Raw genomic sequence first — 26391 nt, forward strand, 5'->3', positions numbered from 1 at the left:
CGATCGGTTAACCGACACTACCTTCAAGCGAGATGCCGATAAGCTTCTGGGCTTCGACGGCGAATTCCATCGGCAGTTCCTGAATGACTTCCTTCACGAAGCCATTGACGATGAGAGCGATTGCCTCCTCTTCCGGAATGCCGCGCTGCATCACATAGAACAGCTGGTCTTCCGAAATCTTGGAGGTGGTTGCCTCGTGTTCGAACTGCGCCGTGGCGTTTTTCGCCTCGATATACGGCACCGTATGCGCGCCACAATCGTTACCGATCAGGAGCGAGTCGCACTGGGTAAAGTTACGGGCATTTTCGGCCTTGCGATGGGCAGAAACCTGTCCGCGATAGGTGTTGTTCGACTTACCGGCCGAAATACCCTTCGAAATGATGCGGCTCGACGTATTTTTGCCGAGGTGCAGCATCTTGGTGCCCGAGTCGATCTGCTGATGGCCATTCGAAACAGCGATTGAATAGAACTCGCCGCGCGAATTATCGCCACGCAGAATGCAGGACGGGTATTTCCACGTGATCGCAGAGCCGGTTTCAACCTGCGTCCACGAAATCTTGGAGTTATCGCCACGGCAATCGCCACGCTTCGTAACGAAGTTGTAGATGCCGCCCTTGCCGTCCTTGTCGCCAGGGAACCAGTTCTGGACCGTCGAATATTTGATTTCGGCGTTTTCCATCGCAATCAGCTCAACGACAGCCGCGTGCAGCTGATTTTCATCGCGCTGCGGTGCGGTGCAACCTTCCAGATAGGAAACATACGCGCCTTCATCAGCGATGATGAGCGTACGTTCGAACTGGCCGGTGTTCTTCTCGTTGATGCGGAAATAGGTCGAAAGTTCCATCGGGCAGCGAACGCCCTTCGGAACGTAAACAAACGAACCATCCGTGAAGACAGCCGAATTCAGCGTCGCGTAATAGTTGTCCGAAACAGGAACCACAGAAGCCAGATACTTCTGCACCAGTTCGGGATGTTCGCGGATCGCTTCCGAAATCGAACAGAAGATTACGCCAGCTTTGGCGAGTTCTTCCTTGAAGGTCGTAACCACCGACACACTGTCGAACACGGCATCAACAGCAACGCGACCGGACGCATAGACATTGTCGGAAGGATTGCCATCGATTTCGCTCGGCTCGCCCTGCTTGCGAACGCCAGCAAGGATTTCCTGCTCGCGCAGCGGAATGCCAAGCTTTTCGTAGGTCTTCAACAGCTCCGGATCAACTTCATCGAGCGACTTCGGGCCGGACTGGTTTTTCGGCGCCGCATAATAATATGCGTCCTGGAAATCGATCTTCGGATAATCGACGCGAGCCCATGTCGGCTCTTCCATGGTGAGCCAGCGTTCATAGGCCTTCAGACGCCATTCCAGCATCCATTCCGGCTCGTTCTTCTTGGCGGAAATGAAGCGAATGATATCTTCGTTCAGGCCCTTGGGGGCCTTCTCGGCTTCGATCGTCGTCTCGAAGCCATACTTGTACTGGTCCACGTCAAGGCCGCGGACCTGATCAATGGTCTCCTGCACTGCAGGCATTGGCGTTCTCCATCCTCGTCGGGGTCAAGGCCCGACAGTTGCAAACGTCAAGGTGATATGTCTTGAACAATACCGCCTCAATATAGTGTGCGTGGCCCTTCTTTAAAACCTCTCTAAACTGAATTTCAAGCACCGGGTTCAAATTTGCCCCTAAAAATGCCGATTAAAACGATCAACTTAATGAAACAGTCCGATGAAACGGCGATCGCAGACGACACATCCCGGCTTTGACGCCTTGATTTTCTTTGAAGAATTGGAATTTCCGGGCAGCCTATCAGAATCATGCCCGCCCTTGCCTTGTGCATGTAGGAACATAGATAGCCAAAGGAAAGGGAGACCATAATGAACACCCAAAATCTGCAGGACTATGTAAAGTTTCTCGAACAACAGGTGAACGACGAAGGCCGCACCATCAATCAGCTGAAGTTTTTTCAGGACGCCCACGACAAGTTCAACATTTCAAATGCCAGCGCTTCCGACGATATCGCCGCCGATATCGCCAAGCGGGAAGAATTTAAAACGCGCTACGAGAGCTATATCGCCGCTGCAAAGCAGAAGCTCGGCCTCGATTTTTGAATCACAATCACGCCTTCTTGGCGCGACGCTCGATAATTTTGCGGAACACGTCGAGAAACGCATCGACCTGATCAGGTGTGGCCGTTGGTTCGAGTGACACGCGGATCGCCCCGAGGCTGTCTCCATGTCCCATGGCCGACAGCACATGGCTGGGACCTACTTTCCCTGACGAGCAGGCCGAGCCTGCCGAAAGCGCAATCCCGCCGAGATCAAAAGCTATCTGTACGGTTTCCGCCTTTTGCTCCTCAAGGGAAAAGAAGGTCGTGTTCGGCAATCTGCCGACCGATTTGCCATAGATCACCGCATCCGGGGCGATCGCCTCCAACCCGGCCTCCAGCCTGTCCCGCATCGCCGGGCACCAGCCCTCGCCGTCCAGTCGTGTCTTAGCAGTATCTGCCGCAGCACCGAAACCTGCGATCAGCGGCAGAGCTTCCGTTCCCGCTCTATGCCCCTTTTCCTGACCGCCGCCGCGAACAAGCGCGCGCGGCATCATGAGGTCGGAAATGGCGATAATCGCGCCGACGCCTTTCGGGCCGCCAATCTTGTGCGAGGAAATTATGAGATAATCACCACAATTATCTGAAATATCTAATTTAATGCGTCCTGCCGCCTGGACTGCGTCGACGACATAAATGCCGCCTGTGGCCTTCACGATAGCGGCAATTTCCGCAATCGGCTGGATGATGCCGGTTTCATTGTTGGCGGCTTGTATCGATACAAGTGGCAGCCCCCGGCTTTTGTCGTGACCGGCAAGGACTGCTTTCAAGGCATCGATATCTACGATGCCATTTCCATCAACCGGTAGAACGGTGACGTCCTGCGCTGCAAACTGCCCTCCGGACAACATGCAAGGGTGTTCCGTATCACTCACGTAAAGATGTGACAGACGGACCGGCGAACGTCCCATCATATAGTTGGGTGTCAGCAGCGTCGACGCGGCTTCCGTTGCTCCCGACGTAAAGAAAACATGGTCTGGTCTGGCATTGACGAGCGCTGCAACGCTGCGGCGCGCCGCTTCGACGAGCGCACGCGCGGCGCGGCCTTCACGATGCACGGAAGATGGATTGCCGGTAATGCCGAGCGCATTGATAACCGCTTCGCGTGCTTCATCAAGCAACGGAGCACTGGCATTATAATCCAGATAGAGCCTCTTGCCGCTCCCGTTCACCGTACCTATCTCCTAAACAAAATTCTGAAAGCGCAATTTTCTTGAATTTTCAATCAAGAAAAGCCTATTAAGCCCCCATAGGAACTGAAACTCGCTTTCAGTCTGTCGAAATTTCCAACCGGTTCTAGAAGCGGCGTCCAACGACGTCAAGTTTCGCCGCCCCAGTCCGGTCTTCCCGTTACGAGCGGAGTACACATGCCAGAAGTCATTTTCAACGGCCCTGCCGGACGCCTCGAAGGTCGCTATCAGCCTTCCAAAGAAAAAAATGCTCCAATCGCGCTTATCCTTCATCCACATCCGCAGTTCGGCGGAACGATGAACAACAAGATCGTCTACGACCTCTTCTACATGTTCCAGCAGCGCGGCTTCACCACGTTGCGCTTCAATTTCCGTGGCATTGGCCGCAGTCAGGGCGAATTCGATCATGGTGCGGGCGAGCTTTCGGACGCTGCAAGCGCACTCGACTGGGTGCAGGCGCTGCATCCGGATTCCAAGACGTGCTGGGTCGCCGGTTACTCGTTCGGTTCATGGATCGGCATGCAGCTCCTGATGCGCCGTCCGGAAATCGAAGGCTTCATTTCGGTTGCACCGCAGCCGAATACATATGATTTCGCCTTCCTCGCCCCCTGCCCTTCGTCGGGTCTCATCATCCATGGCGACCAGGACAAGGTGGCGCCGCCAAAGGATGTGCAGGCTCTGGTCGACAAGCTGAAAACCCAGAAGGGTATCACGATCACCCAGACGACGATTCCGGGGGCGAACCACTTCTTCACCGGTCAGGGTGACGAGCTCATCGAGGATTGCGCCGAGTATCTGGATCGCCGCCTTGCAGGCGAACTGGTCGAAGCACGTCCGAAGCGCTTGCGTTAAGCTTACAAGAAATTCAGCTGTCGTTTTCCAGATTTGCAGCGTCTCATCCGGCGGGTCTCCCGCCGGATTTTTTATGCGATGCTACCATCGCGATCCAATGATTCGTTTTCTCAAATCCATCTCATGAGCGTGACATGCCGGTTTATGCCATTCTTGCTATCGCCATAGTGTCCGAAGTCATCGGAACGCTTAGCCTCAAGGCATCAGAAGGCTTCACACGGCTTGGGCCGTCCTTGATCGTTGTCGTCGCTTACGGTCTGGCTTTCTATTTTCTTTCCATGACCTTGAAGAGCATTCCTGTCGGGATTGCCTATGCGGTCTGGTCCGGGATCGGCGTCACGCTCGTGGCCCTGATCGGCTGGCTGGTGTTCGGCCAGAAGCTCGACCTCGCGGCAGTGCTCGGCATGGGATTGATCATTGCCGGTGTCATTGTGCTCAATCTGTTTTCGAACACGGCACAACACTAGAGCGCGTTTCGATCTGATTGAATCAGATCTGCGCTCCAACTGTTTTCTGACGCGCATCTTATCCGAAAACCGTTTCACACTTTTCGGGGATGCGCTCAACGAGCAATGAAGCCAAATTACTGGTTCGCAACCCATCAATTCGGGAGTTTCCTTGTTATTGGCGGTTGATTGGTGCTAAAGGCGGACATATCACAGGGATGCAAGCAGCCGCTTGTGACCAGTTTCAACTTCGCCTTATCAGTCAGGGAAAAGGAATGTCCGGTTTCAAATCCGATTTTCTTCGCACGCTTTCCGAGCGTGGCTTCATTCATCAAATATCCGATGAAAGTGGCCTCGACGAATTGTTGGCCAAGGAAACCGTGACGGCCTATATCGGCTTCGATCCTACGGCTCCAAGCCTTCATGCGGGCGGTCTGATCCAGATCATGATGCTGCACTGGCTCCAGCAGACCGGGCACAAGCCTGTTGCGCTGATGGGCGGCGGCACCGGCATGGTCGGCGATCCGTCCTTCAAGGACGAAGCCCGCAAGCTGATGACCGAAGATACGATTGCCGAGAACATTGCCGGCATCAAGCGCGTCTTCGCCAACTACCTCACCTTTGGTGACAGCGCCACCGATGCCCTGATGGTCAATAATGCCGACTGGCTGCGCAACATCAATTACCTGGAATTCCTGCGCGATGTGGGCCGTCATTTCTCGGTCAATCGCATGCTTTCGTTCGATTCGGTGAAGACGCGCCTCGATCGCGAGCAGTCGCTGTCATTCCTCGAATTCAACTACATGATCCTTCAGGCCTACGATTTCGTGGAACTGAGCAAACGCTACGATCTGCGTCTGCAGATGGGCGGTTCAGATCAGTGGGGCAATATCATCAACGGTATCGATCTCGGTCACCGTATGGGAACCCCGCAGCTTTATGCCCTCACCTCGCCACTGCTGACGACAGCATCGGGCCAGAAGATGGGCAAATCGCTTGGCGGCGCAATCTGGCTGAACGCTGAAATGCTGAGCGCCTATGATTTCTGGCAGTACTGGCGCAACACGGAGGACGCCGATGTCGAGCGCTTCCTGAAGCTCTACACGACGCTTCCGCTGGACGAAATCGCCAAGCTGGCAGCGCTCGAAGGCGTCGAAATCAACGAAGCGAAGAAAATCCTCGCGACGGAAGTAACGGCCATGCTTCATGGTCGTGATGCGGCCGATGAATCCGCAGAAACAGCCCGCAAGACTTTTGAGGATGGCGAACTGTCGGAAAATCTTCCGACAGTCGGCGTTCACAAGGCAACGCTGAACAGCGGCATCGGGGTTTTGGCGCTGATGGTTCTGGCCGAACTCTGCACGACTAATGGCGAAGCCCGCCGTCACGTTGAAGGTGGCGCCGTACGTATCAATGACGAACCAGTCAGCGATCCTCGCATGACCGTAGATGCTGGTGCACTGAACGATCAGGGCGTTATCAAGCTGTCTCTTGGCAAGAAACGCCATGTACTGATCCGCCCTGCATAAAACGGGCGACAACTGAACCAAGAAAAGCCGGGCCTCGCGCCCGGTTTTTTTTATCAAAACTCAAAGATTGAGCGGAATATGCCCGGCGCGATGACGGAGATCGGATTGACGATCACCTGCGGCTGCTTGGCGCTGCCAGTAAGCTTGTAAGTGATTCCGATCAAGCCGCGATCGCGACCATTTCCGAGCAGCGCACCAAAGATGGGTAGCTCGCCGAACAGCCGATTGACACCATAGGCGGGCATGAATGTGCCGGTGATCGACATATTGCCCTGCTTGTCATAGAGCGTTCCCTGGAAGGTCGTGCCGACGGTCGGACCGCGAACGACACCCTTGGACAGGTTCAGATAACCGTTGCCCTTCTCAATCAACGAAAAACCGCGCTCGATATCAACGCGCGAAACGTCGATATCCCGTTTTACTGCCTGATTGAGACTTGTGCCGCCGCTCGATGGCGAACTGGAAACGATTTTCGCAAGACGCGGTTCGTTGATGATCGCAAAATTGCGCGCATCGATCTGACCACGCAACGGACCGTTGCCCTGTGCGGCGAGACCAACCGTGATTTTGCCACCGCGCATTTTGTCGTAGAAATCGAAGAAACGAAGAACCGCTCCTGCATCATTGGATTGCAGCGAAATGGAGCGCGCATCGCCCTGATCATTGTTCGTTGCCACAAAGGATTCGCCAGACGACGTTACAGCATTGACCGATACGCCCGATACTTTGCTGCCCGCGCTCTCGTAGGAGACAGCGACATTGCTTAAAGCTTCACCGTTAAAGCCGCTGACTGCATCGATCTGAGCGCTCACGACCACGCGCGGATTATTGCTTTTACCGCCGCCGCTGCCCTTCTCGCCAAGGTCGGAAACCTGCTTGATCAGGGCCCGCGCGTCGAACTGCGAACCACGCACATTAACCCGATAGCCGCCCCCGCTTTTGGCCGCTTTGACTGCAAGATTATCGTTTCGGTTCAGGCGTATCTCGCTGAAATTCGCCGATTGAAAATCGCCTTTCGCAATGGAAAGATCCCCCTTCGCTCCAAAGGCATCGCCAGAGAAGACAAGATTATTGATGTCCATCTTGCTCTTGTCGTCCGCGCTCTGGACCAGATCGAAGGTTGCCTTCGCCGGTATGCCTGCCCCTTTGCGCCATCCGAGCCATGGCAGATCGATCTGCGTCTTGCCGAGATCAGCTGAAACATGGCGCTTGCCGCCATCATCCATGCCAAGATCAACAGACATGGGGCCGGAGAAGATGGAATTCAAACCGGGAAAGACTGCGTCACGGGTCTTGTCGTCGATATCCAGCTTGACCTTCTGCTCGCGCTTGACCGGTCCCGAGCGATTGACGGGCTCGACCATGCTGATTTTTGCAGGAACACCATCCAGTTTTGCATCGGCAGTAATAATGGCCGCCGACTGATCTACTTTGATACTGCCTGTCGCATCACTGACGGACGATCCGGCTATCGGCTTCGAAATGTCGAGACCGGTGAAGCCAATGTCAGCGTTCCAGCGAAGCGTGCCGGGCGGCGGATCCTTGGAAACGGCAAAGTTCACCTTGACGCGCGACTTCACATCACCGGTCACGTCGCCGGGCAGAAACGGCACATTCTTCAAAACGTCGATAGGCTTGTTTCCGGCAATTTCAGCGATTGCCGATGCCTCACCGGAAACACCGAGATCCAGTTCCGCGATAACCGGCCGTTGTGGCCCCCATGGAATGATGAGCGTGCCGTCAGACACATCAACTTTACGGTTGTTTGGCGTGTAGGCCACGCCTTTCAAAAGCTTGATGGTCGTATAGGCGCCACGAACCGATATCTCACCATCGGCATCGCGCACGGGCGGCAGTTCTCCAACGACATCAAAACGTGTATCGAAAACCTTGAAATCAGCTTTGATTTCATCGCCCGTCAGCGGTGGAGGAAGGCCGGGCCCGTTAAAACGACCACCTGCCAGCGAAATATCGATGCGGCTGTCTTTGAGAGTTCCGCCAAAGAGGTTTTTAAGCACCCATTCGCGTGCACCATCCGCAACATCGATGGGCCATAGGTGCTTGGCGTCTGCAACCGGCATTTGAGGAATGCGCAGCAGGAAGATCATCTCCGGCGAACCGGCACCGAAGCCCATGCTTCCCTGGCCAAAGAGTTGCCCGGTTTCCGTCTGTACGTCGAGATTGGCAAACTGGATGCGTTGCTGGTCGGCCATATAGCGCCCAGCTATCCGTGTTGCGAAGGATAGCGGCGGATCGGTCGATTCCGATGGCATACTCGTCGCCGAAGTGGTCAGAACCTCGAAGCGATATGTCGGACCGCCCGTATTGTTTTCAGCTTCCGGTTCCGGACCAAATGCCCCATTGAACTGTGCCTGCATCCCGCCAAGCTGCAGCCGGGACGACTTGATCTCGATCTTGCGGCTTCCTACCGTATGTTCAAGATTAAGGCGAATACCACCACGCACGTCTTCAACCTTGCCGAGCTGCATATCTATGCCGTCGACAGCGAGTTCTGTTGCAAGACGTTCCGGCCGATCGCCATCGGCAGCCGATCCTGTCAAGGACAAGCGTGCCGATGCTTCCAGTTCGAAATGGGCCGGATTGACACGATTGCCATTTATGACGGGAGAAACTTCTGGCGGGGAACCCAATGCAACGGGAATATCGCGGACATTCAGCTCGAAGCCGGCCAGACTGTTGTCACCTGCATGCCGGTCGATCTTGCCATCCAGTGCAATTTTCTTGCCTTTCCAGATGACGCTGCCGGCGATGTCGATCTTCCCACCATTTTCGATGAGACGGGCCTGCTCGATATCCAGAACCTGCTGTTCATCGCCAACCTTGAATGCAACGGTGCTGTTGAAAATGCCTATGACATGCGTGTCTTGCGCACGCAAAAGCTCCAGACTGCGGCGCATGGCGGCGAAAAGCTCACCCGAAACCGCATCGAAATCGACAATGCCATGTTCGTCGTAAGGCAAGGACTTCCAGAATCCCGGACCTTTCGTTTCTGGCATTTCAAAGGAAACGCCATCCACCTCGAGCTGAGCAACACGTACCTTGCCGGTCAAAAGCGGCAACGGCGCCAGCCCCAGGCGCACAGATTTGATTCCGCTGATTTCGACGCCCTGCTTCGGATCAGCGATCGATACGTCACGGGCTTCGAGCGCAACGTGACTATCCTGATCCAGCGATAGCGCCGCACTCCCGATGGAGGCGGACGCACCTTCACCGAGAATATGCATCAGGCTTTTCTGTGCTTCGTCACGCAGAAGATTGCTATCGACACCGCTGCGAAGGATGACAAAACCGGCACCGACTATGAGAACCAGAAGGATACAGATCGACAAAATCGCATGGGAACAGCGCGATAAAAAAGAACGGCTCGGACGGGCCGGGCCGGGCAAAAAGCCACCCTCGCCGTCAGCGGCGAGACGCTCGATTCTTTTCATGTCCCGCTTGCTGAAGCGGATCTTCTGCGGTTTCTCTGTCAACAACCCAGCCAGAAAAAGAGTGCCATTCCATACGATCCTTCAGAGTTTACTTCATTAAGTGATCGTAATTATCTGTTTTATAATTGCTTCCTGTCCGCATCGCATACATGCATAGGCAGCCTTGCGCCTTTCAACCGACATCGCGGTGACGCCAGCATCAATGGTTGCACAAGCCCTGCCTGAATGCGATAGCTCAGACTGTAACAGGTGGTTTCCATCCTAATCCATAAAAGAAAGGCGCAGATATGGCTCATCCCCAAGTTGGCGATCCGGCACCCGATTTCACTCTGCCTTCGGATAATGGCGAAATCTCCCTGTCGTCTCTCAAAGGCAAGCCGGTTGTCATCTACTTCTATCCGAAAGACGACACGTCCGGCTGCACCAAGGAAGCGATTGCTTTCTCGCTGTTGAAGCCGGAGTTCGACAAGATCGGCGTTCGCGTCATCGGTCTTTCTCCCGATAGCGCGACGAAACATGCAAAATTTCGCAAGAAGCACGATCTGACCGTCGACCTTGCTGCCGATGAAGATCGTGTAGCGCTCGAAGCCTATGGCGTGTGGGTTGAAAAAAGCATGTATGGCCGCAAATATATGGGCGTGGAACGCACGACATTCCTGATCGATGCAGAAGGACGCATCGCTCAAGTCTGGAACAAGGTCAAAGTCGACGGCCATGCCGAGGCGGTTCTGGACGCCGCACGCGCGCTTTGAGCGATGACAAGCAAGCCATCATACGAACAGACACTGCGCGGTAATGCCATCCGCGCCATATCCGCCGGCGATCTCGACGAAAAGGTCAGGCTGACGCGAGAGACCGCTGCTCGCTGGTTCGGTCGCACGCTGTCGGTTCGCAGCCCCCTCGATCCGCCTTTGCCTGAGCGTCCCGGACGCCCTGAAAAGCCGGAACTCGTGCCTCCCCGCATGTTGAAAAAGCGGTCGCTCAACACGGAACACGGGCGCATTGCGCTGATGCACGCGCTCGCCCATATCGAACTGAACGCCATAGATCTTGCGCTCGACATCGTTGCCCGTTTTGCGGCCAAACCAATACCGCGCAGTTTCTTCGATGGCTGGATGAAAGTCGCCGACGACGAAGCGCGGCATTTCACGCTGCTGCGTGATCGTCTCAAGTCGCTTGGCGCAGACTATGGCGACATGCCTGCCCACGATGGGCTTTGGCAGTCTGCTCACCAGACCCGCAACGATCTGGAGGCCCGTCTCGCTGTCGTGCCGCTCATACTCGAGGCACGCGGGCTCGATGTCACGCCATCTCTGCTTGAGAAGATGATCGAAACCGGCGACCATGAGACTGCAGCAATTCTTGACGTCATCTACAATGACGAGAAAACCCATGTCGCTGTTGGCGCTAAATGGTTTCGTTTCTTCTGCGCCCGAAACAAAATCGATCCGGCAGCGCGATTTCGCGAACTGGTTCGCGCCAATTTCCGTGGCGAACTCAAACCACCGTTCAATGAACTGGCACGTGCCGAAGCTGGGCTGACGCCGTCTTTCTACCGCTCTTTATCACCAGTATCCATCTAGTCGTTTCCTTAAACTCTTCAGTAAAAACAAAACTGCTCGCATGGCCCGCGCAAGCCTCGAATGTAAAGGTCTGTTAACCCTAATAAGTTGTAATCAAACAAGGGAATCGAGAAGGGGCATGCGGCTGGCATGACTGGGAAGCAGGCAAAAACATCGACGAAAAAGGTGTTCGGAGAGCGCAAGGAACCGCCTGTCCTGATTATTGCGCGCGGCGAAAAGATCAGCCATTTCACATTTCGTCCATGGATGGCCGCTCTTGGAGGTGCTGCTTTTCTGGCGCTTTCGGCCGGATATCTGGGAGCAACTGCCTATCTGGTGCTTCGCGACGACCTGATGAGCGCCGGTATTGCGCGCCATGCCCGCAACCAGCAGCTCTATGAGGACCGCATTTCAGCCCTTCGCACCGAGGTTGATCGCATCACCAGCCGTCAAATGCTCGATCAGCAGGTGATGGAGAACAAGGTCGCCGAACTGATGCAGCGCCAGCAAACGCTGAATGCGCGCGACGGAAAACTCGCACCTCTGCTGGAACGAGCTTCGCAATTGCAGCCAATGCCGGAAATGCCGACGGAAGGCGTGCCTGATCAGGAGCAGCATAGCCAGCTTATCCCCGATGAAGCGCTGGCAGGACGCGAGTTTCCAGGTATCGACCCGATCATTACCGGTCCCGTTCCAGGAAAGGCACCTGCAGGAAAGCCTGATCGCCGCGCCGATGCCGGCTCCATAGGACTGCGTCTTTCTGGCGGACTTTCGGGTGAATCGACACTTGAGACTTCCGACAAGATATTGGCCACGATCACCCAGAACCTTCATCGCATCGAAAGCGAGCAGAATGGCAAGGTGAGAGTGCTGGCTGACGCCGCCTATGAAAAGGCCGACAGCATCCTCGATACTTTGAACGCCGCCGGGCTGCGTATCGAAACGCCTGCCAATGCGGCTGTTGCAATGGGCGGGCCGCTTATCCCGGTTTCGTCGCCCGGTATGGTGGTCAATGATTTCGACATGCAATTGCGCAATCTCGACAGCGCGCTTGATCGGCTTGATCAGGTACGCAAACGTGTAAGCGCCCTGCCCTTGGCCAATCCGGCTCCGGGCAAGCCCGTTACCAGCCTGTTTGGCGTGCGCCGCGATCCATTTCTAGGTACGGCTGCGTTCCATTCCGGTATCGACTTTCGCGCGGCATACGGTCAGACGGTGAAGTCCACCGCAGCGGGCAAGGTTGTAAAGGCAGGTCGCTTTGGCGGGTATGGCAATATGGTCGAAATCGATCATGGTAATGGATTCTCAACCCGTTTTGCCCATCTGAGCCGCGTTCTGGTACGCGACGGTCAACAGGTTGCCACCGGAGCGGTTGTCGGCGAGGCAGGAAGTTCCGGACGTTCCACCGGCAGTCATCTGCACTATGAAGTCCGCGAAAACGGTCGGGCGATCAATCCGGTCAATTTCCTCAAGGCAGGCAAACAGATAGAACCATTGCTCTGAGCCTCTGAAACGAGAAAACCCGGCCAAAGGCCGGGTTTCGTTTTCTGCACGCATGTTTGCGAATGATCAGTCGATATCGTCGATCATTTCGCCGCCACCCTGAATACGGTGGGCAAGTGCGGCTTCCATGAACGGCGTAACGGAGCCATCCAGCACTTCCTGGGGGTTGGTGCTTTCAACGCCGGTACGCAGATCCTTGACGAGCTGATAAGGCTGCAGGACGTAGGAGCGAATCTGGTGTCCCCAACCGATTTCGGTCTTGGTGGCATTCGCCGCATCCGTCGCTGCTTCGCGCTTTTTCAGTTCCTCTTCATAGAGGCGAGCGCGCAGCATCGACCATGCCTTTTCGCGGTTCTTGTGCTGTGAGCGCTCCGCCTGACACTGCACCACGATTCCGGTCGCAATATGTGTGATACGCACTGCCGAATCGGTGGTGTTGACGTGCTGGCCGCCCGCGCCCGAAGCGCGATAGGTATCGATGCGAACATCCGCCTCCGTAACCTGCACATCGATATTGTCATCGATGACAGGATAAACCCAGATGCTGGCAAAGGACGTATGACGGCGGGCGTTGGAATCGTAGGGCGAAATTCGCACCAGGCGATGGACGCCCGATTCGGTCTTCATCATGCCGTATGAATTGTGCCCCTTGACGAGAATGGTCGCGGACTTGATGCCCGCTTCTTCGCCTTCGTGCACTTCCATCACTTCGACCTTGCGGCCGTTGCGCTCGGCCCAGCGCGTATACATGCGCAGGAGCATCGACGCCCAGTCCTGGCTTTCCGTACCACCGGCACCGGCATGCACTTCGACATAGGTGTCGTTCGCGTCGGCTTCGCCCGACAACAGCATATCGATCTGGCGACGGTCGATCTCTTGCTTCAGTTCGCGGATGGTGTTTTCCGCATCCTGAATGATCGACTTGTCGTCCTCTTCTTCGCCCATGGCGATAAGTTCGATGCTGTCGTTCAGCGTCTGCTTCAGATGGTTGATGCCATTGATGCTATCTTCCAGCTGCTGGCGCTCGCGCATCAGCTTTTGGGCTTCCTGAGCATCATTCCAAAGCGTGGGATCTTCGGCTCTCTGATTGAGATAGCCGAGACGTTTTATCGCCTGATCCCAGTCAAAGATGCCTCCTCAGCAGGCTTATGGCCTGCTGGATTTCGTCAACCAGCGTCTCGATTTCCGCGCGCATGGGCAAATCGTTCCTTCATTATCATTCTATTTATTTGAGAAGCTGAACCGGTCGTTACGAGGCCCAGACTTTCGGGCATGGACGAATAGCCCAAGCGCCGCGGACCATAGTCAGCACGCGGCGCGGTGTAAAGGGCAAAGCCCTGCTTTCCCGGTCAGTAAAGTCCGCCAGATCCCGAGTTGATCGCACGTGTTGCCTGCGGCGACTGTGGTGCAACCGGAGAACCTTCGCGGAAGGAATCCATGCCGATAACCGAATAGCTGTCCGATGGACCCGTCCCCGGTTTGAACGCTTCCATGATCACATTCGGATCGCCCTGATTGGCGCGCATGCCGGTTTTGCGGTTGATAGCGATGACCGTCATGCCTTCAGGTACGCGGAAATCGACTTTCGGCGTCCCGACCAGAGCCTGTTCCATGAACGACTTGAACACAGGCGCTGCCAGACCACCACCGGTATTGCCGCGACCGAGCGGCGTCGGCGTATCGTAACCCATGAAGACGCCAACTACGAGATCGGGCGTGAAGCCGACGAACCACGCATCCTTTTCGTCGTTTGTCGTACCGGTCTTGCCAGCCATCGGACGGTCGAGGCTCTTCAAGATCTGCGCTGTACCGCGCTGAACGACGCCTTCCATCATCGACGTGATCTGATAGGCGGTCATCGGATCAAGTACCTGATCGCGATTGTCGATCAGTGTCGGCTCATCCTGATTTGCCCAATCCTGTGCATTGCAGCCCTCGCACTGGCGGGCATCGTGCTTGAAGACCGTCTTGCCGTAGCGATCCTGAATGCGGTCGATCATCGACGGCGTTATGCTCTGGCCGCCATTCGCAATGATGGAATATGCGGTCACCATGCGCAGAACCGTCGTTTCGCCAGCACCAAGCGCCATCGAAAGAACCGGCAGCATCTTGTCGTAGATACCGAAGCGTTCGGCATATTCGGCTACAAGTTTCATGCCCATGTCCTGTGCAAGACGCACAGTCATGACGTTACGCGACTGTTCGATACCATAGCGCAGCGTAGAAGGACCGGAGAACTTGCCGGAATAATTCTTCGGCGCCCAGACGCCGAGCGTACCACCCTGATTGACTTCCAGCGGACCGTCCAGAACAACGGAAGCAGGCGTATAGCCATTGTCGAGAGCCGCAGCATAAACGAACGGCTTAAATGACGAACCGGGCTGGCGATAGGCCTGTGTTGCGCGGTTGAATTCCGATTCCGCATAGGAGAAACCGCCAACCATGGCCAGAACACGGCCGGTATGCGGGTCCATGGCAACGAGCGCACCTTCAAGCTTCGGCGGCTGCTGGAGACGGAAACGGGAATCACCTTCCTTGGAGACATAGACAATGTCACCCGCCTTCAGAACGCCTTCCGGCGACTTGGCGCTGGTGCGCTTGCCACCGATATTTACGACACGCATGGCCCACTTCATATCGTCAGCGGCGATGAATGCGCGCTTGCGCTCCTTGCTGCGCGAGCCTGATGCCTCAAGCGGCGGCTGCAGACCAATATCTGCGCCAGCGGCAGAAACATTGAGGACGATCGCAAGCTGCCATTCCGGCACGTCCGCGTAGGACTGCATGTCACCGAAGGCCGTACCCCAGTCATTGCCGAGCTCGACATTCTTCATGGGGCCGCGCCAGCCACGCGCCTCATCATAACGAAGCAATGCCGCCTGCAAGGACTTGCGAGCCTCGACCTGCAAGGTCGGGTTCAGCGTGGTGCGAACAGAAAGACCGCCTTCGTAAAGCGCATCGACACCGTATTTCTGGATGATCTGACGGCGCACTTCCTCAGTGAAATATTCCGACGCGAACACATAATGGGCGTCTGAACGTTCCTTCACACCGAGTGGCTGCTTCTTGGCTTCCGTCGCTTCTTCGGCGGTGATGTAGCCGTTTTCGCTCATCCGGTCGATCACCCAGTTGCGGCGCTCGATAGCGCGCTCGGGCTGGCGGAAAGGATGGTAATTGTTCGGACCTTTCGGCAGGGCTGCGAGATAAGCGCTCTCTGCAATGGAAAGTTCACCGACCGATTTGTCGAAATAGGTCAAAGCCGCGCTGGCAATACCGTAGGAACCAAGACCGAAGAAGATTTCGTTGAGATAGAGCTCGAGAATGCGGTCCTTCGAGTAGGCCTGCTCGATGCGCATCGCCAGGATGGCTTCCTTGATCTTGCGATCATAGGTCTGCTTGGACGTCAGAAGAAAGTTCTTCGCAACCTGCTGCGTGATCGTGGATGCACCAACCGGACGGCGACCAGAGCCCATATTCTTGACGTTCGTTATCATGGCACGGGCGAGACCCGCAAAATCGAGACCATGATGTTCGTAGAAGGTTTTGTCTTCAGCCGAAACGAAAGCGGCCTTCACACGGTTCGGCACGGCCTGAATAGGAATATAAAGACGGCGCTCGCGCGCGAATTCCGACATCAGACTACCGTCCGAGGCGTGAACACGCGTCATGACGGGCGGCTCGTATTTTGCGAGCACCTCGTAATCTGGCAAATCCTTCGTGAGACTTCCGACGTAAAGGGCGACGCCACCTGCCACGAGGAGCATCAGCACCGTTCCGATCCCGAAGAAATATCCGATAAGCCTTACCATAAATGCGGAATCCTGCCTTCAGATTATTCACATGATAAGGGTCAAAGCACGAACAGCCAACCCTTTAACCCAATTATGCCGTATGGCAACTACTGGCTTAGTGACCAGCAAATGAGTCAAAGGCAAGATGGTTTACGTGTTTTTACCAATTTAACGCGGTCACTTTCGTCCGCACGACGAAAATCCACAAAACTGTTGCAAGCATGCATCTTATAAGCTGAAGTGCATGTAACTCCAAGTGGGACATCTCCACTTTTCAGGTCCCTACCCTTTGCTCACGCTTGCCGGATGCTTCAATGCTTCAAAAGCCCTGATCGCAATCGCCAGCCGCTCTGCAAGCTTCTTGCGCCATTCAGGATTGCTGATCAGTTTTTCGTCCTCGGCATTGGACAAATATCCGATTTCGATCAAGACGGACGGCACATCCGGCGCACGCAGCACCTGAAAACCGGCAAAGCGATGCGGATTATTGATGAGATTCACTTGTCCTTGCAGCGAATGAATCACCTTCTCGGCAAAGCTCAGCGAGAATGTATGCGTTTCGCGTCTCGTCAGATCGAGAAGAATGTCGGTGACCTCGGGCTGCTCCTCAGGTGCCGCACCTGCAAGGGTGTCAGACTTGTTCTCACGCTCAGCCATGGCGCGCGCAACGGAGTCCGATGCCTTGTCGGAAATTGTGTAGACCGTCGCACCGCGAATATCATGCTGATTGATCGTATCGGCATGGATGGAAATGAACAAATCCGCTTCGTGCTGGCGCGCAATCCGCACCCGTTCTGAAAGTCGCAGATAAGTGTCGTCATCACGCGTCATCAGAACTTTGATATTCTTGTCCTGCGCCAGACGATCTCTGAGCTCCTGTCCGAAAGCGAGGGTCAGGTCTTTTTCCTTGATGCCGCTCAGGCTTTCCGCACCGCTATCGATACCGCCGTGACCGGGATCGATCATAACGGTAAACGGACGCGTGGCGGGCGTGCTCTGGGATGCGGCTTGAACAGGCTTTTCACTGCGATCCGTGGAACTTGTTATTTCCTCGCGCCCCTTGAGCTGATCTGCAAACTCGCGATCCGAAGTCGCAACGATATCGGCCACAAGGCGATAGCCCGATGCGCTGTCATTTTTCAGAACACGGAGATCCTCGACCTTGAACGGACCGCGTAATGTCAGGATGAGGCGTGAACGACCCTTGCCCACCAGCCCGTAACGAACTCGGGATACCAGTCCTCGGGCTTCGAGACTTTTTTCATCAAAACCAAACCGCGTCTCAGGCAGGTCGACAACCAGACGATGTGGATTATCCAGAAGCAGGGTCGACAGCTTTGGCTCCTGATCGAACATGACAACAATGCGCGTTCGCAGATCGTCGCCGGCCATCCGGAAAGTCAGTGCTGATAATGGAGACGTCACGCGATCGGCAGCGGAAACAGATACAGCCTGCAACAGCAAAATCGACAAGAGAGCAAACAATGCCAGAAGGCATCGCAAACTCGCCAATCGTGTCATAGCGTTTTCAGCGCTTCGAAAATGCATCGGCTGCCACAATCAAGAACATCATTGAATGACTGGTATCAATAATTGCGATACCGGCACGTTTGCCCCTGCACCATCTCGCCCGAATACCCATTAAAACACTCGTACAAAACTACAGTTAAGGAAGGATTTCCAGCCGTATTTCGACCTTGAAAAGGGCCTATACTCAGCTTTCGGCGAAATTGCGATGCGAATGTCAAATGATATTCGCACTTGTCATCGTTCAAACGACGCCATAAAAGCTATGAAAGGTTTTGGGTGAACTATCAGAATCGTTTGCCGGTTCTCAAAATGAACCGCAAGGAATGATAGTGAAAACAGCGGCATATTCATTCGTCGCCCCCGATAACCAGTACAGAATTCAGCGGAGATGTGGCTCCCCCGCCCTCCGTTTCTATCGGCCGACTGCGCATCTTTACGCGCTGTCGCCAATGCTCGAAAAGAGCACAGAGGTCGGCCCGGCTTTTCCGGGTCATATATGAGGTCGTTTCGTTCGGAACAGCTATGGGTCAAGCAAGACTGACCACTGCAAGCCTGAAGACCGTGATCGCCACGAGGCCGTCGCGCGCGGAGGCAGCAGCTTTTTTTCCGACGAACCCAGAACCATCCGGCAGATGCAACGCAGTGAGCACGACAGCCCTCAGGGTTTCGTCCGGCGCACGCGTTTTGCGTCTTGGCGCCGGCAGGAAAGACAATAATGTCCAACAAAATGCTTATAGATGCCTCCCACCCGGAGGAGACCCGGGTTATCGTCACTCGGGGCAACAAGATTGAAGAATTCGACTTTGAGTCGGAACACAAGAAGCAGCTGAAAGGCAATATCTACCTCGCACGCGTTACCCGCGTCGAACCTTCGCTTCAGGCTGCGTTCGTGGAATATGGTGGCAATCGCCATGGCTTCCTCGCATTCTCGGAAATCCACCCTGACTACTACCAGATCCCGGTAGCAGATCGTCTTGCGCTGCTCGAAGCGGAAGCTAAGGCCGCACGCGCCGAAGACGATGAGGACGAACCGCGCGCCAAAAGTGAACGAAGCGAGCGCAGCGACCGGAACGATCGTTCGCGCCGCAACCGTCGTCGCGGTCGTCGTGACGGCCAGAATGGCGACGCGCAAGCCAATGCAGCCGACAAGGGATTGCCTGCAGCCGAGCCCGTCGGCCCGGCTTTTGAGAATTACGTGCCCGGCACACCGGCCATGGCTCTTTCGCAGAAAAGCGATGTGATCTCCGAAGCCCTCGATAACGGCGACGAGGACGACATCGAACATGAAGAGGACATGGTCGAATCTGTTGGTTCGGAAGATGCACTTGAGGAGCTTCCGACGCCTGCCCGTACCAATCGCCGCCAGTACAACATTCAGGAAGTGATCAAGCGTCGCCAGATTCTTCTGGTGCAGGTGGTCAAGGAAGAGCGCGGCAACAAGGGCGCTGCTCTTACGACCTATCTGTCGCTTGCCGGACGCTATTCGGTTTTGATGCCGAACACCGCGCGTGGCGGCGGCATTTCCCGCAAGATCACCCAACCGCAGGATCGCAAGCGCCTGAAGGAAATCGTCAAGGAACTCGAAGTGCCGCAGGGCATGGGCGTGATCCTGCGTACCGCTGGCGCCAATCGCACCAAGGCGGAAGTCAAGCGCGACTACGAATATCTGATGCGCCTTTGGGAAAATGTCCGCACGCTGACCTTGCAGTCGACGGCACCTTCCCTCGTCTATGAAGAAGGCAGCCTAATCAAGCGCTCGATCCGCGACCTTTATAACAAGGACATCACGGAAATCCTCGTTTCCGGCGAGAACGGCTATCGCGAGGCCAAGGACTTCATGCGCATGCTCATGCCGAGCCATGCCAAGGTGGTCCAGCCTTATCGTGAACAAGTGCCGATTTTCACACGCAACGGCGTCGAAGCCCAGCTCGACCGCATGCTGCTGCCGCAGGTGACGCTGAAATCGGGCGGCTACCTGATCATCAACCAGACCGAAGCGCTGGTTGCCATCGATGTCAACTCCGGTCGCTCGACGCGCGAACATTCCATCGAAGACACCGCGCTCCAGACCAATCTGGAAGCAGCCGAGGAAGTGGCGCGCCAGCTGCGTCTGCGCGACCTTGCCGGTCTGATCGTCGTCGACTTCATCGACATGGAAGAAAAGCGCAACAATCGCGCTGTCGAAAAGAAGATGAAGGATTGCCTGAAGGACGACCGCGCCCGCATTCAGGTTGGCCGCATCTCGCATTTCGGCCTACTGGAAATGTCGCGCCAGCGTATCCGCGCATCGGTGCTGGAAAGCACGATGCAGGTGTGCCAGCATTGCGGCGGCACCGGCCATGTCCGCTCGGATTCGTCGATGGCGCTGCATATCATTCGCGGCATCGAAGATTATCTGCTACGTCATTCGGGCTTTGACATCAATGTTCGCACGCCAGCGGCTTCGGCGCTTTATGTGCTGAACCACAAGCGTCAGTTGCTGGCGGATCTGGAAGGCCGCTTCGGCGTTGCCATCAGCATCGACGCCGATGAAAGTGTCGGCCATCAGCATTTCGTTATCGACAAGGGCGCGCCGTCGACACGGCCTATCACCCAGCCTCCGGTTCAGCCGATGGCCTATATCGAAGACGATATCGAAGACCCGGAAATCCCGGTCGATGAGGACGAAGCCGAAGAAGAAGCGACGGCTGACGTTCAGGCTCGCGAAGATCGTGGTGACGAAGGTGATCGCAAGCGTCGTCGCCGTCGTCGTCGTCGCGGCGGTCGTGATCGCGAGAACCCGGAACAGGCTGCAAAGACCGATTCCGTTTCGGAAGATGCCTCCGACGAAGACGATGACGCCGATGACGCGCAGGAATCATCTTCGAATGCTTCGCTGAGCGAAGAAGATCGCCGCAAGAAGCGTCGCCGTGGTCGCCGGGGCGGACGCAAGAATCGTCGCGACGACGAACCGCGTGTACGCAAGGTTCCAGATCCGGAGTTCGTCGGTTACACGCCGGTTCTGCCGGTTAAAGCCGAGGAAGCTGTTGTCGAAGCAGTTGCATCGGTAGCGGTGGAACAAGCGGCTGAAGTTGCTGTTCCGGCTATTGAAGCAACAGCCGAGGAAAAGCCTGCCAAGACTGCCCGCAAGCCCCGCGCTCGCAAGTCTGCGAAGACTGAAGAAGCGGCTGAGGACGTGGTAGTCGCGGAGGCGGAGGAAAAGCCCGCCAAGCCTGCGCGCAAGACCCGTAGCCGCAAGAAGGTTGCCGAAGAAGCTCCTGCTGAACCGGTAGCGGTCACTGAGGAGCCAGAAGCAGAAGCGGAGAAGCCAAAGCGGCGTACCCGCAGAGCTGCTGCGAAGCCAGCTGTCGAAGTCGAAGAGACAGTAGCGGTCGAAGCAGAAGTAGCAACGATTGCCGAACCGCAGAAAAGCGCTGAGCCCGTTGTGACTTCAAGCGAGAGCGAAGACCAGAAGCCTAAGCGTGCTGGCTGGTGGCAGAAGAAGGGTTTCTTCTGAGATCTGTTTCATGATTGAAATGAAAAAACCGGCGGAAACGCCGGTTTTCTTTATCTTTCGATATTGGTAAATGGTTGGAAGAAACCAGAACCGGCTCAGGCTTTCTGTTGTGGCAGCCAGCCTTCAAGGCGACGGACAGCCTCTTCCATTTCCTCGATCTTGCCAGCGTAGGAAAAACGCATTGTGCGATGTCCATCCAGCGGATCGAAATCGCGTCCCGGTGTTGCTGCTATATTGATTTCGGCAATCATGCGGCGAGCAAATTCCATACTGTCATTGGTGAAACGCGAAACGTCGCAATAGGCATAGAATGCGCCATCCATTGGTGCAGCCAGGCTGAGACCCATGCGTGGAAGATGATCCCGCAGGATCAGTCGGTTCTGACGATAGCGATCCTTTACCCGCTCAAGTTCCGCCGTTGCATGGAAGGCTTCGATGGCAGCGCGCTGCGAAAGCTCCGGTGCGGAGATATAAAGGCTCTGGCTCAGTCGCTCGATTGCGCGGATATCGTCTTCGGGCAGAACCATCCAGCCAATACGCCAGCCGGTCATGCAGTAATATTTGGAGAACGAGTTGATGACCGTCACATCATCGGAAATCTCCAACGCCGTGACATCGTCCGTTTCATAGGAAAGCCGATGATAGATTTCGTCTGAAATGACCCGGATACCCAGATCACGGGCAGTTTCAATGATCGCTTTCAGTTCCGGCTTGTCGATGACCGCGCCGGTCGGATTGGCCGGGCTTGCAAACAATACCCCTTTCAAGGGCTTCTCGGCATGTGCCGCAGCAAGCGCTTCAGCAGTCAGTGACGCCGATGTTCCATTGCCGGTCGGTATTTCCACGACCTCAAGGCCTAGCGCCGTCAATATATTGCGATAGGCGGGGTAGCCGGGACGGGTAATAGCAACCCTGTCGCCCGGATCGAAATAGACCACAAAGGCCAGATTGAAGGCAGCAGACGAGCCAGTCGTGACGGCAACACGTTCCGGCGAAACCGAAACACCGTAATGATCGGCATAATGCCCAGCAATGGCCTCTCTCAGTTCAATCAGCCCCAGAGCGTCGGTATAACCGATGCGACCGTCCTTCAAGGCACGTTCAGCGGCTTGTCGAACGACTTCCGGTGCCGGATCAGCAGGCTGGCCTACCGCCATGGAAATAATCGGATGCCCGGCCGCGCGACGACGGTTTGCCTCAGCCAAAACGTCCATAGCGTGAAAGGGCTCGACCGCACTGCGGCTGGAAAGAGTGACCAACTTTACCTCCAGAAACTTGCGAGTTTCGCATTCTACATCCGCCGTATAATCGCCGGATTGGTAAAGCAACAGCACTTTACGAGAAAATACGACCAAATCCCGAGATGGAGATTATGTCTCGCCTGCCTATCGATGATTGAATGCAAAGGCTATAAGATTCGCGCCGGTTTGAAGAAGGAAGAACAACACGATGGGGACGATGACTACACCTTTCCCAGCCAGGAGATTTTCTTTCCATAGTTTGGTTCGCCGTTCGGTCGCCGTAGTGGCCGCAACGTCCATAGCTGTTACCAGTGCCCTCCCTGCATTCGCGCAGTCGCGTGGTGGTGGTGTGCCTATCGTCCGGGACGCGGAAATCGAGGCACTTGTTGCCGATTATGCTGCGCCAATCCTCAAGGCTGCAGGTTTGGGTGGTCGCGGCGTTCGCGTTATTCTGGTCAATTCGCAAAGCTTCAACGCCTTCGTTGATGGACGGCGTATTTTCATAAATACAGGCGCAATCATGCAGGCGGAAACGCCCAATGAAATCATTGGCGTGATCGCACACGAATCGGGACACCTTGCAGGCGGGCATCAGGAGCGTTTGCGTGAACAGCTCAGCCGCGCCCGCAACATGGCGATCATTGGTATGCTGCTTGGCGTTGGCGCTGGCGTTGCAGGCGCTGCGAGCGGCAGCGGCAACGCCGCGGGCGCTGGCGCAGGTATTGCTATGGGCTCAAGCGAAATAGCCATGCGCAGCGTACTCAACTATCAGCGCACGGAAGAAATGACCGCCGATCGTCTTGCCGTGAACTATCTCAATGCCACCGGTCAGTCGACCAAGGGCATGCTCGATACGTTCGAGCGTTTCGCATCGGCCCTGTCGCTTACGGGCACCCAGATCGACCAATATCGTATCAGCCACCCTCTCCCACGTGAGCGAATTGCCAATCTGGAAGAGCTTGCACGAAAAAGCCCGTACTTCAACAAAACCGATTCTCCGGCCTTGCAGATGCGCCACGATATGGCGCGCGCGAAGATTGCCGCCTATTCGGGCAATATGGGCGCGCTGCAGCGCATGTTCCGCAGCAACCTCGGCGGGCTCCCTGCCCGCTATGGCAATGCCATAACAACATTCCTGAACGGCTCTGCCCGCTCTGCGCTACCGAAATTTGATGCCTTGATCAAGGAACAGCCAAAGAACCCGTATTTCCAGGAAATGCGCGGCGAAGTCTTGCTGAAAGCCAATGATGCCGCGGGAGCGGCAAAGGCTTTCCAGAAGGCGGTTTCGCTCGATCCGCGCAAATCGCCGTTGCTGCGCATGAGCTATGGGCGTGCGCTCATGCTCACCGGTGCCAAGGCAAACATGCCGACGGCGATCAAGGAGATCAAGGCAGGTATAGCTTCCGATCCGGAGTTTCCGGGCGGATATGGTTATCTGGCGCAAGCATATGGCCAGCAAGGTGATATGGCGCTGGCCGACCTCGCCACTGCCGATATGAACTACTATTCTGGCAAGCTTCAGCAGGCCCAGATCTTCGCCATCCGCGCGCAAAAGCAGATGAAGCCCCGTTCGCCCGAATGGCTTCGCGCGCAGGACATCATTAATGCCAAGAAAAGCAAGTAAGGCGGTTGGCGCCTGATAGCGATATTAAAGACAGATTGGAATTTGGAATGAAGAATATAGTTTCCATAACAGTTGCCAGCGGCATCGTGGGGATCGCAGCTTTGGCAGCGGGTTATTATGCAGGCACTGCCCGGCAGGCTCCAGCTGCCGTGGAAAGCCCTGCCGCTTCCGCAGCCCCGGCAGCGATGAACCAGCAGGCCATTGAAAACGTCGTGCGCAACTATCTCATCCAGAATCCCGAACTGATGCTGGAAGTGCAAAGCGCGCTGGAAACCAAGCAGGCACACGCGGCGCAGGAACAGATCAAGCAGGTGCTGACTGCCAATCGTGCCGCCCTTTATGACCCCAAGCATGATGCAGTCTTCGGCAATCCGGACGGCGACGTGACGGTCTACGAGTTCTTCGATTACAATTGCGGTTATTGCAAGCGGGCACTGCCCGACATGGAAGCGATCCTGAAAACCGATAAGAATGTCCGTTTTGTCATGAAGGAATTCCCGATTCTTGGTCCGGATTCGGCCAAGGCGCATATCGTGGCACAGGCATTCAGAGCGCTGATGCCGGAAAAATATGCTGAATTCCACCAAGTACTGCTCGGCGCGCAGGAGCGTGCAACGGAAGATTCCGCCATCGCCGATGCCGTAAAGCTCGGCGCTGATGAAGCACAGCTGCGCGAAAAGATGAAAGATCCGGCTATCACCGGCGCTTTCCAGCAGACCTATCAGCTGGCGCAACAGCTCAACATTACCGGCACACCATCCTACATCATCGGCGATGAACTGGTTCCGGGTGCAATCGGCGTCGATGGTCTGGTTGAGAGAATCGCAGCAGCGCGCGCTGCAGCGAAAAAGTAAGCTGATCGGCCATGGCTTGACTGATCACTTTTGTGAAACAGTTTATGCCGTGGCATCCAATGTTTATGTTGCGTGAAGAGAAATTGCCTTATCGGCTGCTTATTTTGCAAAGAATAGCGGGAAAAACCGGTTCGGCAAAACATCTGCAATGATTTAGAGGGTTTCGGCTTGCGTCCAAGCCCTCTATATGAAATGCGAAGTGTACCGAAATTTCGCGGTAACGCGTTATCAGTCGCGGACGGATATGGCAAAAACGGTTTTTGTTTTGAACGGCCCCAATCTCAACCTTCTCGGCAAACGAGAACCGGGGATATACGGTGTTGCAACGCTCGAGAATATCGAGGCGGACTGCAAGCGTGAGGCCGAACAACTCGGACTTGATGTCGATTTCCGTCAGTCCAATTACGAAGGCGATCTGGTGACCTGGATTCAGGAGGCTGGCGACAAAAACGCCTATGTCCTCATCAATCCAGCCGCTTACAGCCACACTTCGGTTGCTATTCATGATGCAATCCGCTCGGCCAAGGTAACGGTCGTGGAAGTGCATCTTTCGAACATTCATGCGCGTGAGGCTTTCCGGCATCACTCCTATGTATCCGCAGTCGCCAAAGGCGTTATTTGCGGCTTTGGCGCGGAAGGATATCTGCTCGGTCTGCGCGCGCTTGCGGCAATTGCCAAAGAAGAAGAAAACAACGGGCAAAGCGTTAAAGGGGCCTGATATGTCCAGCAAAAATTCCGTCATCGACAAGGAAACGATCCGCGACCTGGCGGACATTCTCAATGAAACTGACCTGACCGATATCGAAGTCGAACATGGCGATCTGCGTATCCGCGTTTCGCGCAAGGTCACGGTTCAGGCCGCAGCAACCGTTATGCCAGCCGCAGCCCCTGTTGCTGTTGCTGCCGCACCAGCTGCTGCAGCCGCCGAACCGACCAAGGCCGATCTGTCGAAGAACGCCGTTCCGTCGCCGATGGTTGGCACTGCCTATCTCGCTCCGGCTCCGGGTGCTCGCAACTTCATCGAAATCGGCGCACAGGTGAAGGAAGGTCAGACGCTTCTCATCATCGAAGCCATGAAGACCATGAACCAGATTCCGGCCCCACGGGCTGGTACGGTCAAGGCCATTCTCATCGAAGACGCTCAGCCGGTTGAATTCGGTGAGCCGCTCGTCGTAATCGAATAAGACAACAGATTACGGCTTATTCAATGAACGGGCA

At 55.6% G+C, this 26391-nt stretch carries 20 protein-coding genes; 12 read left to right on the forward strand and 8 right to left on the reverse strand.

The genetic code is table 11. The annotated features are described in order from the left end of the window. Positions 1-7: 7 nt before the first annotated feature. Positions 8-1531: a Fe-S cluster assembly protein SufB gene (sufB, locus tag OANT_RS11705; protein ID WP_012092133.1), complete on the reverse strand. Its 1524-nt coding sequence runs from the start codon at positions 1529-1531 to the stop codon at positions 8-10. 342 nt (positions 1532-1873) lie between these two features. Between sufB and OANT_RS11710 the strand changes: the two genes are divergently transcribed. Next, positions 1874-2107 (forward strand): hypothetical protein, encoded by a 234-nt coding sequence (locus tag OANT_RS11710; RefSeq protein WP_012092134.1) that lies wholly within the window; start codon positions 1874-1876, stop codon positions 2105-2107. Between the two features lie 7 nt (positions 2108-2114). Here the strand turns inward: OANT_RS11710 and OANT_RS11715 are convergent, their stop codons facing one another. After that, positions 2115-3275 (reverse strand): cysteine desulfurase family protein, encoded by a 1161-nt coding sequence (locus OANT_RS11715; protein WP_012092135.1) that lies wholly within the window; start codon positions 3273-3275, stop codon positions 2115-2117. A 195-nt stretch (positions 3276-3470) separates the two neighbouring features. On the opposite strand from OANT_RS11715, the gene OANT_RS11720 reads away from it, so the two are divergent. From OANT_RS11720 to tyrS, 3 genes are all read left to right on the forward strand, one after another. Further along, positions 3471-4145, forward strand: a complete 675-nt coding sequence (locus OANT_RS11720; RefSeq protein WP_010661280.1) for an alpha/beta hydrolase — start codon at positions 3471-3473, stop codon at positions 4143-4145. Between the two features lie 134 nt (positions 4146-4279). Then, the gene (locus OANT_RS11725; protein WP_010661279.1) at positions 4280-4612 is read left to right on the forward strand and encodes a DMT family transporter; all 333 of its coding nucleotides are present in this window, start codon (positions 4280-4282) and stop codon (positions 4610-4612) included. Positions 4613-4866: 254 nt separating this feature from the next. Further along, the gene (gene tyrS / locus OANT_RS11730; RefSeq protein ID WP_012092136.1) at positions 4867-6120 is read left to right on the forward strand and encodes a tyrosine--tRNA ligase; all 1254 of its coding nucleotides are present in this window, start codon (positions 4867-4869) and stop codon (positions 6118-6120) included. Positions 6121-6173: 53 nt separating this feature from the next. Here tyrS and OANT_RS11735 read toward each other — a convergent pair whose 3' ends face one another. After that, the gene (locus tag OANT_RS11735; protein WP_012092137.1) at positions 6174-9572 is read right to left on the reverse strand and encodes an RNA-binding protein; all 3399 of its coding nucleotides are present in this window, start codon (positions 9570-9572) and stop codon (positions 6174-6176) included. Positions 9573-9859: 287 nt separating this feature from the next. On the opposite strand from OANT_RS11735, the gene bcp reads away from it, so the two are divergent. The 3 genes from bcp to OANT_RS11750 all read left to right on the forward strand — a co-directional run bounded on the left by bcp (position 9860) and on the right by OANT_RS11750 (position 12637). Further along, a complete protein-coding gene (bcp, locus tag OANT_RS11740) occupies positions 9860-10324 on the forward strand; it encodes a thioredoxin-dependent thiol peroxidase (protein ID WP_012092138.1) in 465 nt (154 codons plus the stop codon). 3 nt (positions 10325-10327) lie between these two features. Further along, a complete protein-coding gene (locus OANT_RS11745; protein WP_012092139.1) occupies positions 10328-11155 on the forward strand; it encodes a ferritin-like domain-containing protein in 828 nt (275 codons plus the stop codon). Between the two features lie 129 nt (positions 11156-11284). After that, on the forward strand, positions 11285-12637 hold the full coding sequence (locus OANT_RS11750; protein ID WP_012092140.1) for a M23 family metallopeptidase: 1353 nt from the start codon (positions 11285-11287) through the stop codon (positions 12635-12637). A 66-nt stretch (positions 12638-12703) separates the two neighbouring features. Here OANT_RS11750 and prfB read toward each other — a convergent pair. The 4 genes from prfB to OANT_RS11770 form a co-directional block, all read right to left on the reverse strand. After that, a protein-coding gene (gene prfB / locus OANT_RS11755) for a peptide chain release factor 2 (protein WP_105529024.1) occupies positions 12704-13832 on the reverse strand; the annotation gives its coding sequence in 2 pieces (ribosomal slippage) (positions 12704-13762 and positions 13764-13832; 1128 coding nt in all). Positions 13833-13986: 154 nt separating this feature from the next. Then, positions 13987-16446 (reverse strand): penicillin-binding protein 1A, encoded by a 2460-nt coding sequence (locus OANT_RS11760; RefSeq protein WP_010661272.1) that lies wholly within the window; start codon positions 16444-16446, stop codon positions 13987-13989. 264 nt (positions 16447-16710) lie between these two features. Continuing rightward, the gene (locus tag OANT_RS11765; protein WP_012092142.1) at positions 16711-17976 is read right to left on the reverse strand and encodes an N-acetylmuramoyl-L-alanine amidase; all 1266 of its coding nucleotides are present in this window, start codon (positions 17974-17976) and stop codon (positions 16711-16713) included. Positions 17977-18485: 509 nt separating this feature from the next. Continuing rightward, a complete protein-coding gene (locus tag OANT_RS11770; RefSeq protein WP_010661270.1) occupies positions 18486-18671 on the reverse strand; it encodes a hypothetical protein in 186 nt (61 codons plus the stop codon). Between the two features lie 2 nt (positions 18672-18673). On the opposite strand from OANT_RS11770, the gene OANT_RS11775 reads away from it, so the two are divergent. Beyond that, the gene (locus OANT_RS11775) at positions 18674-21454 is read left to right on the forward strand and encodes an Rne/Rng family ribonuclease (protein WP_012092143.1); all 2781 of its coding nucleotides are present in this window, start codon (positions 18674-18676) and stop codon (positions 21452-21454) included. Positions 21455-21549: 95 nt separating this feature from the next. Here OANT_RS11775 and OANT_RS11780 read toward each other — a convergent pair whose 3' ends face one another. Next, positions 21550-22713 carry a pyridoxal phosphate-dependent aminotransferase gene (locus tag OANT_RS11780; protein WP_040129331.1) on the reverse strand — a complete coding sequence of 388 codons (1164 nt, stop codon included), beginning with the start codon at positions 22711-22713 and terminating at the stop codon, positions 21550-21552. 190 nt (positions 22714-22903) lie between these two features. Between OANT_RS11780 and OANT_RS11785 the strand changes: the two genes are divergently transcribed. From OANT_RS11785 to accB, 4 genes are all read left to right on the forward strand, one after another. Next, the gene (locus tag OANT_RS11785; protein WP_012092145.1) at positions 22904-24319 is read left to right on the forward strand and encodes a M48 family metalloprotease; all 1416 of its coding nucleotides are present in this window, start codon (positions 22904-22906) and stop codon (positions 24317-24319) included. Positions 24320-24366: 47 nt separating this feature from the next. Beyond that, positions 24367-25173 (forward strand): DsbA family protein, encoded by an 807-nt coding sequence (locus OANT_RS11790; protein WP_012092146.1) that lies wholly within the window; start codon positions 24367-24369, stop codon positions 25171-25173. Positions 25174-25417: 244 nt separating this feature from the next. Further along, complete coding sequence (gene aroQ / locus OANT_RS11795) at positions 25418-25891, forward strand: type II 3-dehydroquinate dehydratase (RefSeq protein WP_010661265.1); 474 nt, start codon at positions 25418-25420, stop codon at positions 25889-25891. A gap of 1 nt (position 25892) precedes the next feature. Continuing rightward, on the forward strand, positions 25893-26357 hold the full coding sequence (gene accB, locus OANT_RS11800; RefSeq protein WP_012092148.1) for an acetyl-CoA carboxylase biotin carboxyl carrier protein: 465 nt from the start codon (positions 25893-25895) through the stop codon (positions 26355-26357). Positions 26358-26391: the final 34 nt, after the last annotated feature.

It is taken from the genome of Brucella anthropi ATCC 49188 (assembly GCF_000017405.1).
Classification (GTDB): Bacteria; Pseudomonadota; Alphaproteobacteria; order Rhizobiales; family Rhizobiaceae; genus Brucella; species Brucella anthropi.

What these genes read in the sequence shown, in the direction of transcription:
- tyrS (WP_012092136.1), top strand. Translation starts at nt 4,867, where the DNA reads ATGTCCGGTTTCAAATCCGATTTTCTTCGCACGCTTTCCGAGCGTGGC.
- OANT_RS11750 (WP_012092140.1), top strand. Translation starts at nt 11,285, where the DNA reads ATGACTGGGAAGCAGGCAAAAACATCGACGAAAAAGGTGTTCGGAGAG.
- OANT_RS11735 (WP_012092137.1), bottom strand. Translation starts at nt 9,572, where the DNA reads ATGAAAAGAATCGAGCGTCTCGCCGCTGACGGCGAGGGTGGCTTTTTG.
- OANT_RS11710 (WP_012092134.1), top strand. Translation starts at nt 1,874, where the DNA reads ATGAACACCCAAAATCTGCAGGACTATGTAAAGTTTCTCGAACAACAG.
- accB (WP_012092148.1), top strand. Translation starts at nt 25,893, where the DNA reads ATGTCCAGCAAAAATTCCGTCATCGACAAGGAAACGATCCGCGACCTG.
- OANT_RS11725 (WP_010661279.1), top strand. Translation starts at nt 4,280, where the DNA reads ATGCCGGTTTATGCCATTCTTGCTATCGCCATAGTGTCCGAAGTCATC.
- OANT_RS11745 (WP_012092139.1), top strand. Translation starts at nt 10,328, where the DNA reads ATGACAAGCAAGCCATCATACGAACAGACACTGCGCGGTAATGCCATC.
- OANT_RS11785 (WP_012092145.1), top strand. Translation starts at nt 22,904, where the DNA reads ATGGGGACGATGACTACACCTTTCCCAGCCAGGAGATTTTCTTTCCAT.
- aroQ (WP_010661265.1), top strand. Translation starts at nt 25,418, where the DNA reads ATGGCAAAAACGGTTTTTGTTTTGAACGGCCCCAATCTCAACCTTCTC.
- OANT_RS11790 (WP_012092146.1), top strand. Translation starts at nt 24,367, where the DNA reads ATGAAGAATATAGTTTCCATAACAGTTGCCAGCGGCATCGTGGGGATC.
- OANT_RS11720 (WP_010661280.1), top strand. Translation starts at nt 3,471, where the DNA reads ATGCCAGAAGTCATTTTCAACGGCCCTGCCGGACGCCTCGAAGGTCGC.
- OANT_RS11765 (WP_012092142.1), bottom strand. Translation starts at nt 17,976, where the DNA reads ATGCATTTTCGAAGCGCTGAAAACGCTATGACACGATTGGCGAGTTTG.
- OANT_RS11775 (WP_012092143.1), top strand. Translation starts at nt 18,674, where the DNA reads ATGTCCAACAAAATGCTTATAGATGCCTCCCACCCGGAGGAGACCCGG.
- OANT_RS11760 (WP_010661272.1), bottom strand. Translation starts at nt 16,446, where the DNA reads ATGGTAAGGCTTATCGGATATTTCTTCGGGATCGGAACGGTGCTGATG.
- sufB (WP_012092133.1), bottom strand. Translation starts at nt 1,531, where the DNA reads ATGCCTGCAGTGCAGGAGACCATTGATCAGGTCCGCGGCCTTGACGTG.
- bcp (WP_012092138.1), top strand. Translation starts at nt 9,860, where the DNA reads ATGGCTCATCCCCAAGTTGGCGATCCGGCACCCGATTTCACTCTGCCT.